Raw genomic sequence first — 13,570 nt, 5'->3', positions numbered from 1 at the left:
CATGTCCTTGCGTTCGACCGCGCCAAACTTGGTGAAGTCAACTTTCGGCCAGGGCAGCAGGCCCAGCGCCTCGCCCCCACCCGAAGCCGCCGGCGCCTTGGCAGCCTGTGCCTGCGTGCGGATGTCTCCCGCCATCACCGATTTGGTAAAGCCCTGGACATCCTCCAGCGTGATGCGGCCTTTCGGGCCGCCGCCCTTGACCTCGGCCAGGGGCACGCCAAGCTCGCGGGCGAACTTGCGCACGGATGGGGAAGCGTGCGGCAATGCGCCGGTGGGCGCCACCGTCGGTTCATGGGAAGGCAAGCTCGCCGTGGCTCGCTCAGCCGGTGCACTGGCGGCAATGGCAAGTGCCGCAGTCGCAGCGGGGCTGGCTGCCACGGGCGCGGCCGCTGGAGCCGGCGCTGCGGCAACTGGGGCACCCACGCCTTCCAGCACGGCCAGCAAATCACCAATATTGATCTTGTCGCCCAGCTTGACCTTGAGCTCCTTGACCACACCGGCCACGGAAGACGGGATTTCCATGGAGGCTTTGTCCGACTCCACGGTCACAAGCGACTGCTCCAGCTTGACGGTGTCGCCAACCTTGACCAGCACCTCGATCACGGCCACGTTCTTGAAGTCGCCAATGTCCGGCACGCGCACTTCGACCGGGCCTGAACCTGCCGAAGTTGCTACCAAATTACTAGCAGTCTGTGCCGGTTCAACGGGGGCTGAGGCCGGTTTTGATGCTGAAGCGGGGGCGGCGGGCTGGCTGGCGGCCGGCGCAGCACCGGGGCCTTCAGCCTCCAGCACCAGCACCACCGAGCCCTGTCTGACCTTGTCACCGAGCTTGACTTTCAGCGCCTTGACCACGCCCGCCTGGCTGGCGGGGATCTCCATGGACGCCTTGTCGGACTCCACCGTGATCAGCGACTGCTCGGCCTTGACGCTGTCGCCAGGCTTGACCAGCAGCTCAATCACCGCCACCTCGTCGAGATCGCCAATATCCGGAACCTTGATATCTACCAATGCCATGTTCTTGTCTCCAGTTGCCCAGTTGCGGTGTCTGTCACGCGTGCAGCTTACGCGTAAAGGGGATTGATCTTGTCGGCATTGATGCCGTATTTCTGAATGGCTTCGGCAACTTTGGCGACCGCAACCGTGCCTTCTTCACTGAGCGCCTTCAGCGCGGCCACCACGATGTAGTGGCGGTTCACCTCGAAATGCTCGCGCAGCTTGCTGCGGAAGTCACTGCGGCCAAAGCCGTCGGTGCCCAGCACCTTGTAGGTACGGCCTTTGGGAATGAAGGGGCGAATCTGCTCGGCGTAAGCCTTCATGTAGTCGGTCGATGCAATGACCGGGCCGGCGTGCTTTTCCAGCTGCTGCCCCACGAACGACACGCGCTGCTTATCGGTCGGGTGCAGCAGGTTGTAGCGCTCGGCGTCCTGGCCGTCGCGGGTCAGTTCATTGAAGCTCGGGCAGCTCCAGACGTTGGCGGCCACGCCCCACTCTTTTTCCAGCAGTTCCTGGGCAGCGATCGACTCGCGCAGGATGGTGCCGGAGCCCAGGAGCTGAACGCGCGGCGTGAGCTTCGCGCCTTCCTTGCACAGGTACATGCCCTTGATGATCTGCTCTTCGGTGCCGGCCTTGAGGCCTGGCATCGGGTAGTTTTCATTGAGCAGCGTGATGTAGAAATACACGTTGTCCTGCTTTTCCACCATGCGCTTCAAGCCGTGGTGCAGGATGACGCCGACTTCATGCGCGAAGGTCGGGTCGTAGCTGATGCAGTTGGGAATGGTGCCGGCCATGATGTGGCTGTGGCCGTCTTCGTGCTGCAGGCCTTCGCCGTTGAGCGTGGTGCGCCCCGACGTGCCGCCGAGCAGGAAGCCGCGTGCCTGCATGTCACCGGCCGCCCAGGCCAGGTCGCCAATGCGCTGGAAACCGAACATCGAGTAGTACACGTAGAACGGCACCATGATGCGGTTGTTGGTGCTGTAGGAGGTGGCCGCGGCGATCCAGCTGCTCATGCCGCCGGCCTCGTTGATGCCCTCCTGCAGGATCTGGCCCTTCTCGTCTTCCTTGTAGTACATCACCTGGTCCTTGTCGACCGGGGAGTATTTCTGGCCATCGGGGTTGTAAATGCCCACCTGGCGGAACAGGCCTTCCATGCCGAAGGTGCGGGCTTCGTCGACCAGGATGGGCACGACGCGCGGGCCCAGCGCCTGGTCGCGCAGCAACTGCGTGAGGAAGCGCACATAGGCTTGCGTGGTGGAGATTTCACGGCCTTCGGCGGTCGGCTCGAGCACGGCCTTGAAGGTTTCGAGCGCAGGCACGGTGAAGCTCTCGTCGGCCTTGACGCGGCGGTGCGGCAGGTAGCCCCCGAGGGCCTTGCGCCGCTCGTGCAGGTACTTCATTTCCGGCGTGTCGTCAGCCGGCTTGTAGAACGGCAGCTTGGGCAGTTCACTGTCCGGAATCGGGATGTTGAAGCGGTCGCGGAAGGCCTTGATGTCCTCGTCGGTCAGCTTCTTGGTCTGGTGCACGGTCATCTTGCCTTCACCGATCTTGCCCATGCCAAAGCCCTTGACGGTCTTGATCAGCAGGACGGAGGGCTGGCCCTTGTGATTGACGGCCGAGTGGAACGCGGCATAGACTTTTTGCGAGTCGTGGCCGCCGCGGCGCAGGTTCCAGATGTCGTCATCACTCATATGGGCGACCATCTCCAGCGTCTTGGGGTTCTGGCCGAAGAAGTGCTTGCGCACGTAGGCGCCGTCGTTGGCTTTCATGGCTTGGTAGTCGCCGTCCAGCGTGTCCATCATGACCTTGCGCAGGGCGCCGTCCTTGTCGCGGGCCAGCAGCGGATCCCAGTTGCTGCCCCAGATCAGCTTGATCACGTTCCAGCCCGCCCCGCGGAACTCGCCTTCGAGCTCCTGGATGATCTTGCCGTTGCCGCGCACCGGGCCGTCCAGCCGCTGCAGGTTGCAGTTGATGACGAACACCAGGTTGTCGAGCTTTTCACGCGCGGCCAGACCGATCGCACCCATGGACTCGACTTCATCCATCTCGCCGTCGCCGCAGAACACCCAGACCTTGCGGTTTTCGGTGTTGGCAATGCCGCGGGCGTGCAGGTATTTGAGGAAGCGGGCCTGGTAAATCGCCATCAAAGGGCCCAAACCCATGGACACCGTGGGAAACTGCCAGAACTCGGGCATCAGCTTGGGATGCGGGTAGCTGGACAGGCCCTTGCCATCGACTTCCTGGCGGAAATTGAGCAGTTGCTCTTCGCTCAGGCGGCCTTCCAGGTAGGCGCGCGCATAGACACCGGGCGAGACATGGCCCTGGATGTAGAGGCAGTCGCCGCCATGGTTTTCGCTTTCGGCGTGCCAGAAATGGTTGAAGCCGGCGCCAAACAGGCTGGCCAGCGAGGCAAAGGAGCCAATGTGCCCGCCCAGATCACCACCGTCCGCCGGGTGCAGGCGGTTGGCCTTGACGACCATGGCCATGGCGTTCCAGCGCATGTAGGCACGCAGGCGTTCTTCAATTTCAAGGTTGCCGGGAGAACGCTCCTCCCGATCGGTCTCGATGGTATTGACATAGCCGGTATTGGCAGAAAAAGGCATGTCAATGCTCTTTTGGCGGGCATGTTCGAGGAGCTGCTCCAGCAGGAAGTGGGCGCGCTCAGGGCCTTCGCTTTCGATGACCGCCGACAGCGCATCCATCCACTCCCGGGTTTCCTGCTTGTCTTGGTCTAGCGCATCGTTGGCAGCTGCACCTAGGTTGTCGGCACCTGCTTCGATTGGATTGGCGGCCATGTCTTGTCTCCTGTTTATTTGATAACACGGGTTTGACTTGGGAGCAGCCCCCGGCAGGGCCACCCACTAAGCTCACATCCAAATGGGGTTGTAAACGCTATTTAGATTGAAGTCTCTAGTTTCTCATAATTTTCCAAAAATTTCAAATTGCGCCAGTTGATTTCATATTAAGAAATTTTAAAAGCAATCATGACCTTGATTCAAGGTCGAAGGCACCGGCGCTTGCCCCTAAAGGATCAGAGGCCAAACCCGCAGGCGGCAAGGCATCTCACTTAAACTTCCATGTCAAGCCATGTCTTTGCAAGCTCCTCTTTCTACTCCCCTTCTTTCAGCCAGTTCCGCCCCCCTGCTCTGGTGGCGTCGCTGGTGGCGCAAGCAATCGCCTTCGCGGCAAGACCGTTTCATCACGCTGGGGCCTTTGCTGGCCGTGATGCTGTTTCTGGCCGCCGTGATTGCTGCTTTCGGCTATCTGCGCATCGAGGAAATTGACCGCGAGCAGCAAGCCGTCAAGCGCGACGTGGAGTACGCGCAGCAAAGGCTTCGCCTGCGCCTGCTGGAGCGGCAGGAGCAACTGATGCGCATTGGCCGCGATGTTTCCAACAAGGAAATCGATGCGGCAGAGTTCATCCTGCAGGCCGAGTCGCTGGTCAACCAGTACCCCGAGCTGCTGGCCGTGAGCTGGGTCGACGCAAAGCGCCGGGTCAAGGTCGCCTATGTGTCTCCCAGCGCCAATGCCGGCCAGTTGCGCGGCGCCGGCGACCTGCTCAGGCCGGGGGAAACCGACGGCACTTATGGCCTGGCGCGGGATTTGCGCCAGCCGGTCTACTCGCGCCCGCTGACCACCAAAGACAGCAGCGGCCACAGCGCCCCCACCTTGCAGTTGCAGGTGCCACTGGATCACCAGGGGAAATTCAGCGGCGTGATCATGGGCGAATACTCGATTGACGGCCTGCTGCGCTTTGGCGTGCCCACCGAGGTCACCTCCCGCTACGCGGTGGTGCTGGTGGACGACCAGAACAATGTGCTGGCCGGCAATCTGCCGCCCGCACGAAACCCGGCCGTCAGGCTGCTGCCCTGGACGGACAATGCCGCTGAATACGAAGTGCCGGTCTCGCCGGTGGGCAACGGACTGCTGATCCATGCGCAAGGCTACCGCGCTTCGCTGGGCGTGGTGGGCAGTGGCTTTTTCTGGCTGGTCAGCGCCCTGAGCGCCCTGACCGTGTGGATGCTGCTCGGCACCTGGCGCCACACCCGCCGCCGCGTGCAGGCCCAGCAGGCGCTGATTTCCGAAACCAATTTCCGCCGGGCCATGGAAAACTCCATGCTCACCGGCATGCGCGCCCTCGACCTGCAGGGCCGCATCACCTACGTCAACCCGGCTTTTTGCCAGATGACCGGTTTTTGCGAAAGTGAGCTGGTGGGCCGCACCGCGCCTTTCCCGCACTGGCCCGAGCAGGAAATTGAGACGCTGGCGGCACGGCTGGACGACGAGCTGCATGGCCGCACCCCACCTGGTGGTTTCGAGGTCCGTGTCAAGCGCAAGAGTGGCCAGGTTTTTGACGCCCGCATGTATGTATCGCCGCTGATTGACCCGCGCGGCCAGCAGACCGGCTGGATGACCTCCATGACGGACATCACCGAACCCAAACGGGTACGGGAAGAATTGTCGGCTTCTTATGAGCGCTTCACCACGGTGCTGGAGGGGCTGGACGCGGCCATTTCAGTGGCGCCGCTGGGCAGCGAAGAACTGCTGTTTGCCAACAAGCTCTACCGCTCCTGGTTTGAGGGCGAGGTCTCCGGCCACATCAACCTGATTGCGCAGGCCGGCGTGCCTGCCACGGCGCCGACGGATGATGCGCTGGACGCGGTGGACGGCCTGGCCGGTTTTCCGACCGACACGCTGACGACCGCCCAGACCGAAAATGCCGAAATCTTTGTGCCCGAGCTGTCGCGCTGGCTGGAAGTGCGCTCGCGCTACCTGACCTGGGTCGATGGCCGCCTGGCGCAGATGGTGATTGCCACCGACATCACGCCGCGCCGGCATGCCGAAGAGCAGGCCGCACAGCAGGCTGAGCGCGCCCAGGCGGCCAGCCGCCTGATCACCATGGGCGAGATGGCCTCGAGCGTGGCGCACGAGTTGAACCAGCCGCTGACGGCCATCAACAACTACTGCAACGGCATGGTCTCGCGCATCAAGGGCCGGCAAATCAGCAACGAGGACCTGCTGGTCGCGCTGGAGAAAACCGCCAAGCAGGCGCACCGGGCCGGGCAGATCATCCAGCGCATCCGCTCCTTCGTCAAACGCAGCGAGCCCAACCGCACCTTGTCGGACGTGCCCACCATGGTAAGCAACGCCATGGAGCTGGCCGATATCGAGCTGCGGCGCCATCATGTGCGGCGCAGCCACTACATCGCGGCGCGCCTGCCCAAAATCATGGTCGACCCGATCCTGATCGAGCAGGTGCTGATCAACCTGATGAAAAACGCCGCCGAATCCATCGAGCAGGCCAAGCGCCCCACCGCGCGGCGCAGCGTCGAACTGCGCGTGATCCCCAAGCACATCGACGACCAGGGTGTGGTGGAGTTCTCGGTGCTGGACACCGGGCGCGGCCTGTCGCCCGAAGTCATGAACCGCCTGTACGAAGCCTTCTACTCCACCAAGGCCGAAGGCATGGGCATCGGCCTCAAACTCTGCCGCAGTATCGTGGAGTCCCACCAGGGCCGGATGCAGGCCGAGAACCTCTACAATGGGAACGAAGTGGTGGGATGCCGGTTTACCTTCTGGCTCCCTGTAACACCTCTGGTTTTGCCAGCCACCGTGGCCGCCGATCCGGTGACCGCCAAGGACACTGGCATACATTGACAAGTGAAGTGACAAGATTCACAAAACGTCTACTTAAAGGTTTGGCATGAGCTTGATTCCCAAAAAAGGCACTGTTTACGTCGTTGATGATGACGAAGGTGTGCGCGACTCCCTGCAGTGGCTGCTCGAAGGCAAGGATTACCGCGTCCGCTGCTACGACTCGGCCGAAACCTTTCTGAGCCGCTATGACTCCCGCGAGGTGGCCTGCCTGATTGTGGACATCCGCATGGGCGGCATGACCGGCCTTGAACTGCAGGACCGCCTGGTGGAGCGCAAGTCGCCGCTGCCCATCGTGTTCATCACCGGCCACGGCGACGTGCCCATGGCCGTGAACACCATGAAAAAAGGCGCGATGGATTTCATCCAGAAGCCTTTCCAGGAAGAGGCCCTGGTCAATCTGGTGGAGCGCATGCTCGACCAGGCCAAGGAAGCCTTCAGCGATTACCAGCAGTCCGCCAGCCGTGACGCCCTGCTGGCCAAGCTCACCTCGCGCGAGGCGCAAGTGCTCGAGCGCATTGTGGCCGGCCGCCTGAACAAGCAGATCGCCGACGACCTGGGCATCAGCATCAAGACGGTGGAAGCGCACCGCGCCAACATCATGGAAAAGCTCAACGCCAACACCGTGGCCGACCTGCTCAAGATTGCCCTGGGCTCAAACGCCCCCAAGACCTGAGGCTTTTGCACCGATCAACCGCCATCCGTTCAAACATTAGTACTGCAAGCCGCTCTTATTTTTATAGCAGCTTTCGCCCGTGGTTCAAGGACTGGCGGGCGTTTTTACTTGGAAAACTGAAGATATGACCGCACAACTCATCGATGGCAATGCCCTGTCCAGACAATTGCGTGGCGACGTGGCGCAACGGGCTGCCGCACTGCGCGCCCGCGGCATCGTACCCGGCCTGGCCGTGGTGCTGGTCGGCGAGAACCCGGCCAGCCAGGTGTATGTGCGCAACAAGGTCAAGGCCTGCCTGGACAGCGGCCTGCACTCGGTGCTCGAGCAATACCCGGCCACGCTGAGCGAGGACGTCCTGCTGGCGCGCGTGGACGCCCTCAACCATGACCCGGCCATTCACGGCATTCTGGTGCAGTTGCCGCTGCCGGCGCACATAGACGCCCACAAGGTGATTGAAGCCATTTCACCCGCCAAGGACGTCGACGGCTTTCATGTGGCCAGCGCCGGCGCCCTGCTGGTGGGCGAGCCCGGTTTCTGGCCCTGCACGCCTTATGGCTGCATGAAGATGCTGGAAAGCCTCAATGGCGGCAAGGGCTACGACCTGCGCGGCAAGCATGCCGTGGTCATTGGCCGCAGCAACATCGTCGGCAAGCCGATGGCACTGATGCTGCTGCAGAAAAATGCAACCGTCACGGTGTGCCACAGCGGCACGCAAAACCTCAAGGCGCACACGCTGCAGGCCGACGTGATCGTGGCGGCGGTCGGCAAGCGCAACGTGCTGACCGCCGACATGGTCAAGCCCGGCGCCGTGGTGATTGACGTGGGCATGAACCGCAACGACGAAGGCAAGCTGTGCGGCGATGTGGATTTTGCAGGTGTGAAGAAAGTTGCGGGCTACATCACCCCGGTCCCCGGTGGCGTAGGCCCCATGACCATCACCATGCTGCTGGTCAACACACTGGAAGCTGCTGAGAGAAGCTAGCGTTTAATTGCTTGAGTCCTGTGACCCCCATGCGTAACCACGCTTGGCGGTCAGCGTCAGCATGGTAAATATCCTCGCGCCGGTCGCCGTGTGAGGTGACGTGGTACAGGGCATGAGGGAATTCGACGCGTAGGGGGCGGGCCATGGCTTGTTATCTTGCAGCGGAAAATGTTGCAATGCAAGACCTGACCCCAATCACACTGGGCCTACCTGAAGGACGTGTTCGAGCGTCTGCCCACGCTGAAGGATCGCGACTTGGCGCAACTGCTGCCGCACAACTGGCGCCCGACCAAGGACACCGCCACGCCCACCACGGTGCCGGCCGACCTCGCCGCGTAGAACCACCTTCACCACGCCGTCATCGACGGCGCAAGGGTGTGGTTCGCGGAACGCTTACGGTCTGGATGGCGCTTTGATCGTTGCGACATCACGGCCAGGAAAATACAGCGTTACGATGTAACGCAGGTCGTCGATAACCGTATCCGGCTCATAAGCGAAAAACTGACGCTTGGCTTTGAAGTATCCCAACTGCAAGACCAAATGCACCGCGACCGATACCGTATGGATGACCGTCACCGCTTCGCGCTCGACAGCGCTCAAATCGAAATACAGGCGTCGATCGCCGTCGACGAAACGCGGCAGGCTGTACAGGGCCTCGACTTCCTTTGCGGAGAGGATCGATAGGCGGCGTGAATCAATGTTCATGCAGGCGAGTCTACGCAAGCCCTACGACGGTAGTAAGTCTGGTTGAGGCTGCTTCATTTTCTTGTCATCTTGGTGAGCAGTTGCAGACATTCGGCCATTTCGCACTGGTGATGCAAAAAAAATTGTGCTCCACTGTCTTTTACGCGTCCTATCCTGGCCGTAACCCAGTTTGACGGCGCATGGCGAAAAACGATTTCATCGGTTTCATCGTCACCGACATAGAATGCGGCGCGCTGCCCCTCCAGCGCCAATAAGCGCTCCAGCGCCAGCCGCTTGTTCGGCGCACTTGGCGGCAGCAGGTTGATGCCGCACTTACCGCCAATGATGAGCGGCGCCGGATCGAGTTGCTGCACTGCTGCCTCGACTTCGCGCGCGGTCCGGGTTCGATCATGCGCAAGGCGATAATGCATGCAAATCGAATAAACCTTGTGCTCAATCATGAGCCCCGGATCAATCCGTTCCAACTGCAGAACATGCATGATCTGGTGCATCCAGCCCTCGCAAATTGCGCGATATCCGAGAAAATTTCCGTCGTGGCCGGGGATTCCCTCGGCGCCGTGGTTGCCGACAAGGTACTTGGGGGATGCGGGCAGACGCAGCGTGATGTCGTCGACGCTGCGGCCGGTGATGATGGCGACCGGGGCCGTGTCGCACAGTGCTTGAAATCCCTGGCCAATACTGGTCGGCATGCGCGCACGTTCCGGCAAAACCACAGTTGGCGAGAGCGTGCCGTCGAAGTCGAACGCGAACAGACAGCCTCTGCCGATCATGGCCGTTAGCGCTTCTTTTCCTGCCGCAGAAAGCAAATACTTCATGCAACCTTCCGCAAGGAAAATCTGGTGTCGGAATTAATCCGGCTGGCGATGCGCTCGTGTTGCCGCTGCCTTGATGCGTCCAGCAGCATCCGTCCAGCCCACCGGTAAATATTGAAATCTCGGACCAGCGCACGCATGCTGCGCATCCGTTCCCGCTGTTCGACCGCAGGCATCCGCAACGCACAATGAATTGCCTCGGCGATCTGCTCAATGTGGTAGGGATTGACGATCAGCGCTTCGTGCAATTCCCGTGCTGCGCCGGTGAACTGGCTCAGAATCAATACGCCACGTTCATCGTCGCGTGCAGCGACGAATTCCTTGGCCACCAGATTCATGCCGTCGTGCAGACTGGTGATCAGACAAGCGTCGCTGGCCCGATAATATTCGATCAGCGATTGCGCATCGTGATGCTCCAGCTTCAGGCAAATCGGCTGGTAGGCGCCGCTTGCAAAGCGTTCATTGATACGCAGTGCGGCTGTCCGAACCTTGGCTTCAAAAGCCTGATACGCATCAAGCGCGGATCGCGTTGGCGCCGCGATCTGCACCAGCGTAATCTTTCCGATCAACTCAGGCCGCCGCTCAAGCAGCAATTCGATTGCCTGGAATCGCTCGACAATCCCCTTGGTGTAATCCAGGCGATCCACGCCGAGCAGCAAGAAATGATCGTTCGTCATCCCCAAGGTGCTCCGTATTTTGTCGCGGCATTGTTCGACTGGCAGCCATTGATGCGACTCGTCAGCCGGCCAATGGATAGAAATCGGATAATGCTCGACCCGGGTAATTTGCCCGCCATAAGAGACGGTGGAATGCTCGCGTTCAATGCGCGTCTCCAGAAAGCGGTCCACCGTTTCGAGAAAATTATTGCAGTGATAACGCGTCTGAAAACCGAGAATGGTGCTGCCGAGCAGGCCTTCCAGAATTTGATCGCGCCAGGGACAGATGCCGAAGGATTCGGGATTCGGCCAGGGGATATGCCAGAACGTGATAATGGTCGCTTTCGGCAAGCGTTCCTTGATCAGTTTAGGCAGCAGCGCGAAATGATAATCCTGCACCAGGACGACCGGGTTGTCGGTGCGCGCTTCTTCCACCACAGCGTCGGCAAAGCGCTGATTGACTTTCAAATACTGTTCCCAGTCACTGCTGCGGAAAATCGGTCGCACATGGGCAATCAGGCACAGCGGCCATAAACCTTCGTTGGCGAAACCTTCGTAATATCCCTTTTCCTCTTCCTTCGTAAGCCAGATGCGGCGCAGCGTATAGGTCGGATCATTGGGCGGCACGGCCACGTGATCCATTCGATTCACCGTGCGGCGGTCAGCCGAACCGCTGCCGTGTGCGATCCAGGTTCCCGAGCAGGCGCGCATCACCGGTTCCACCGCCGTAATCAGCCCGCTGGCCGGACGCTGCACCTCGACCCCACGTGGCGTATCGGCATGCATGTAGGGTTCTCTATTGGACACCACCAATATTTCGTCGCCCGACAGGTTCTCATGCAGCAGTTGACGCAAGGTGTCGGGCGTCCAGTCGAGCGTGCTGCCGTCGCGCAGCCGTTGCTCATCGCCGAGTGCGCGAAGCAAGGCATGGAAATCGCCGACCAGCGGTTGCACGTCAGATCCGTATTGAGTAAACGGGCGTACGATACCGTCACCGCGCAACATCGCGCGCACTCCCGCGATCCAGCCGCGCCAGCTCAGATGCGCGACGAACACCGTGATCAGCGAGATCACGCCGGCAAGTAAACCGAAGAGCGCGATCACGTATTTGCGCGTGTCTGCACTGCGCCGGTCAACAAAACTCATGTCGTGCACCAGAATCAGCTCCCCGAGCCGCTGCCCGCTGAATTCCATCACGCGTTTGGCGAGATGCAGTGGCCCGTCCGGCGTATGGACCAAGGACCGCATTTCCCCATCGCTATCGACGGGAAGTTTGCAATGCAGCGACGCCGGCAGCGTGCTTGTTTTGTAACGCATCTGGCCGAAAGCATCACAAAATGCCAGCGCAAAAAGGCGTTCGTCCTGAATTGCCTGCGCGAACAGTCCGTTGATCTTGGCGCGCGCATTCTGTTGAATCATTTCGGAAAGTGGCTCGGAAAAGGTCCGTCCCAGTAACTCCGAGCGGATATCCAGATCGCGCACGAACCAGCGCAGCGTCAGATTGTCGACCAGAGGCACCACCAGATAAGCCAGTGCCGACAGCGCGAGTATCAAGGGGATCAGGAAGCGTAGCGATAATCTCATAGAGCGCATCATGGATTGCTTATCTCCATTTACAGAAGGAAAAGCAGTGTCGCCAACAGCAGGCCGACTGCCCCGATCGATTCATCATTGAAGCCGCGCCGCTATTTTCCCGATCATTACTAGCAATTAAAAGTCTGTTTATGGAGTGACAAATACTTATCGATTGCATTCGAAAACTTTCACAAGAAGTAGCAAGCATGGTCAATCTTACTCAGTAGTCCGAAAGTAGTACGACATACTTTGTCATCCTGAGCGCAGCGAAGGATCTCGGTCTGCTGGCAAGATTCTTCGCGTTGCTCAGAATGACAGCATGGGTGGCGTCGCCTTCGTTGCGGACTGCTGAGTAAGTGCGATAACGAACACGGCCTGACGAGCCTCTTTCATTCCGCCCGATAATGAAGGACCTGATCTTGCGTCAAACCCAAGGTGCTCCGCGCCGCGGGCATGAGCGTATCTGTCTACCGGGTCAAACGCCAGAGCGTAAAACCGGCACACAGCCATTGCCCCAGGTACATGGCGCTGCCCAGCCCGTGCCAGAGCCTGAGGTGGCCGCCATCGGCACGCGCGCTGACGATCCGGGGCGCCACGCCAAACTCCACCAGCAGCGCCAGCAGCAAGCCAGCCACTACAAAAACAATAGCTGCCCGCGCATACGGCGCAAGGGCTGGATCGTCTTTTTTATTGAATACCAGCAGGAGCAGCATGGCGCAGGCGGTAGAAAGCCAGGTCTGCGCCGTGAAAAGCTTGGCCGCCATGGCACCGGCGGCCGCCGGACTGCCCAGATGCATGAACAGCATGGGCACCACCACAAAGCCCAGCCCGGTGAGGCTGCCCCACCAGAGGGCCGCCAGCAGAATGCTGAGGCGGGGCTTCATTGGCACAAACAGGCCAGGACGAACGGGAAGGTGGCACGCATAGAGGAACCACGCGCAGCGAAGGGCCGCCCCGAGCAAGCGACGGCCCCCTCGGGGGGCAGGAAGTTACACGAAGTGAACGACCGTGGGGGCATGTCTAGACGTAGCTGACAGTCACGACCTCGTAACGCTTGACACCGCCGGGCGCCTGCACTTCAGCGGTGTCGCCCTCTTCCTTGCCGATCAGGGCACGGGCAATTGGCGAGCTGATGTTGATCCGGCCCAGCCTGAGGTCAGCCTCGTCTTCGCCGACGATCTGGTATTTCACGCTGTCGCCGGTGGTTTCGTCTTCGAGCTGCACGGTCGAGCCGAACACCACCCGGCCACCGGCATCGAGCGCCGCCGGGTCGATGATCTGGGCGGCCGACAGCTTGCCTTCAATCTCCTGAATCCGGCCTTCAATAAAGCCCTGGCGGTCTTTGGCGGCGTCGTACTCGGCGTTTTCGCTCAAGTCGCCCTGCGCACGGGCTTCGGAAATCGAGTTGATGACCCAGGGACGGTCCACTGTCTTGAGCTGGTGCAACTCGGCCTTGAGCATTTCTGCGCCGCGCTTGGTAATGGGTATGGTTGCCATGGTTTTGCTCCTGCAAAAG

General features: G+C 60.6%; 10 protein-coding genes. 3 read left to right on the top strand and 7 right to left on the bottom strand.

Annotated features, from left to right (window positions below):
* On the bottom strand, positions 1 to 1,014 hold a 1,014-nt coding region (locus V6M61_RS04185; RefSeq protein ID WP_332775304.1), incomplete at its 3' end, for a biotin/lipoyl-containing protein.
* A gap of 47 nt (positions 1,015 to 1,061) precedes the next feature.
* Positions 1,062 to 3,788, bottom strand: a complete 2,727-nt coding sequence (gene aceE / locus V6M61_RS04180; RefSeq protein WP_332775303.1) for a pyruvate dehydrogenase (acetyl-transferring), homodimeric type — start codon at positions 3,786 to 3,788, stop codon at positions 1,062 to 1,064.
* Between the two features lie 292 nt (positions 3,789 to 4,080).
* Between aceE and V6M61_RS04175 the strand changes: the two genes are divergently transcribed.
* The 3 genes from V6M61_RS04175 (at position 4,081) to folD (ending at position 8,306) form a co-directional block, all read left to right on the top strand.
* Positions 4,081 to 6,651 (top strand): PAS domain S-box protein, encoded by a 2,571-nt coding sequence (locus tag V6M61_RS04175; protein WP_332775302.1) that lies wholly within the window; start codon positions 4,081 to 4,083, stop codon positions 6,649 to 6,651.
* Positions 6,652 to 6,697: 46 nt separating this feature from the next.
* Positions 6,698 to 7,324 (top strand): response regulator transcription factor, encoded by a 627-nt coding sequence (locus tag V6M61_RS04170; protein ID WP_332775301.1) that lies wholly within the window; start codon positions 6,698 to 6,700, stop codon positions 7,322 to 7,324.
* 124 nt (positions 7,325 to 7,448) lie between these two features.
* A complete protein-coding gene (gene folD, locus V6M61_RS04165; RefSeq protein ID WP_332775300.1) occupies positions 7,449 to 8,306 on the top strand; it encodes a bifunctional methylenetetrahydrofolate dehydrogenase/methenyltetrahydrofolate cyclohydrolase FolD in 858 nt (285 codons plus the stop codon).
* Between the two features lie 393 nt (positions 8,307 to 8,699).
* Here folD and V6M61_RS04160 read toward each other — a convergent pair whose 3' ends face one another.
* The 5 genes from V6M61_RS04160 to greA all read right to left on the bottom strand — a co-directional run bounded on the left by V6M61_RS04160 (position 8,700) and on the right by greA (position 13,551).
* Complete coding sequence (locus V6M61_RS04160; protein WP_332775299.1) at positions 8,700 to 9,011, bottom strand: DUF4158 domain-containing protein; 312 nt, start codon at positions 9,009 to 9,011, stop codon at positions 8,700 to 8,702.
* 53 nt (positions 9,012 to 9,064) lie between these two features.
* Positions 9,065 to 9,826 (bottom strand): trehalose-phosphatase, encoded by a 762-nt coding sequence (otsB, locus tag V6M61_RS04155; RefSeq protein ID WP_332775298.1) that lies wholly within the window; start codon positions 9,824 to 9,826, stop codon positions 9,065 to 9,067.
* A complete protein-coding gene (locus V6M61_RS04150) occupies positions 9,823 to 12,075 on the bottom strand; it encodes an alpha,alpha-trehalose-phosphate synthase (UDP-forming) (RefSeq protein WP_332775297.1) in 2,253 nt (750 codons plus the stop codon). Before V6M61_RS04150 ends, otsB begins: the two co-directional genes overlap by 4 nt.
* Positions 12,076 to 12,521: 446 nt before the next feature.
* Positions 12,522 to 12,938 carry a DUF4149 domain-containing protein gene (locus tag V6M61_RS04145; protein ID WP_332775296.1) on the bottom strand — a complete coding sequence of 139 codons (417 nt, stop codon included), beginning with the start codon at positions 12,936 to 12,938 and terminating at the stop codon, positions 12,522 to 12,524.
* Between the two features lie 136 nt (positions 12,939 to 13,074).
* On the bottom strand, positions 13,075 to 13,551 hold the full coding sequence (greA, locus tag V6M61_RS04140) for a transcription elongation factor GreA (RefSeq protein WP_332775295.1): 477 nt from the start codon (positions 13,549 to 13,551) through the stop codon (positions 13,075 to 13,077).
* Between the last annotated feature and the right edge of the window lie 19 nt (positions 13,552 to 13,570).

This window comes from Polaromonas sp. (assembly GCF_036676035.1).
Classification (GTDB): Bacteria; Pseudomonadota; Gammaproteobacteria; order Burkholderiales; family Burkholderiaceae_C; genus Polaromonas.
The sequence above is the reverse complement of the archived record's forward strand: the minus strand, read 5'-3'. Positions and strand labels throughout refer to the sequence as shown.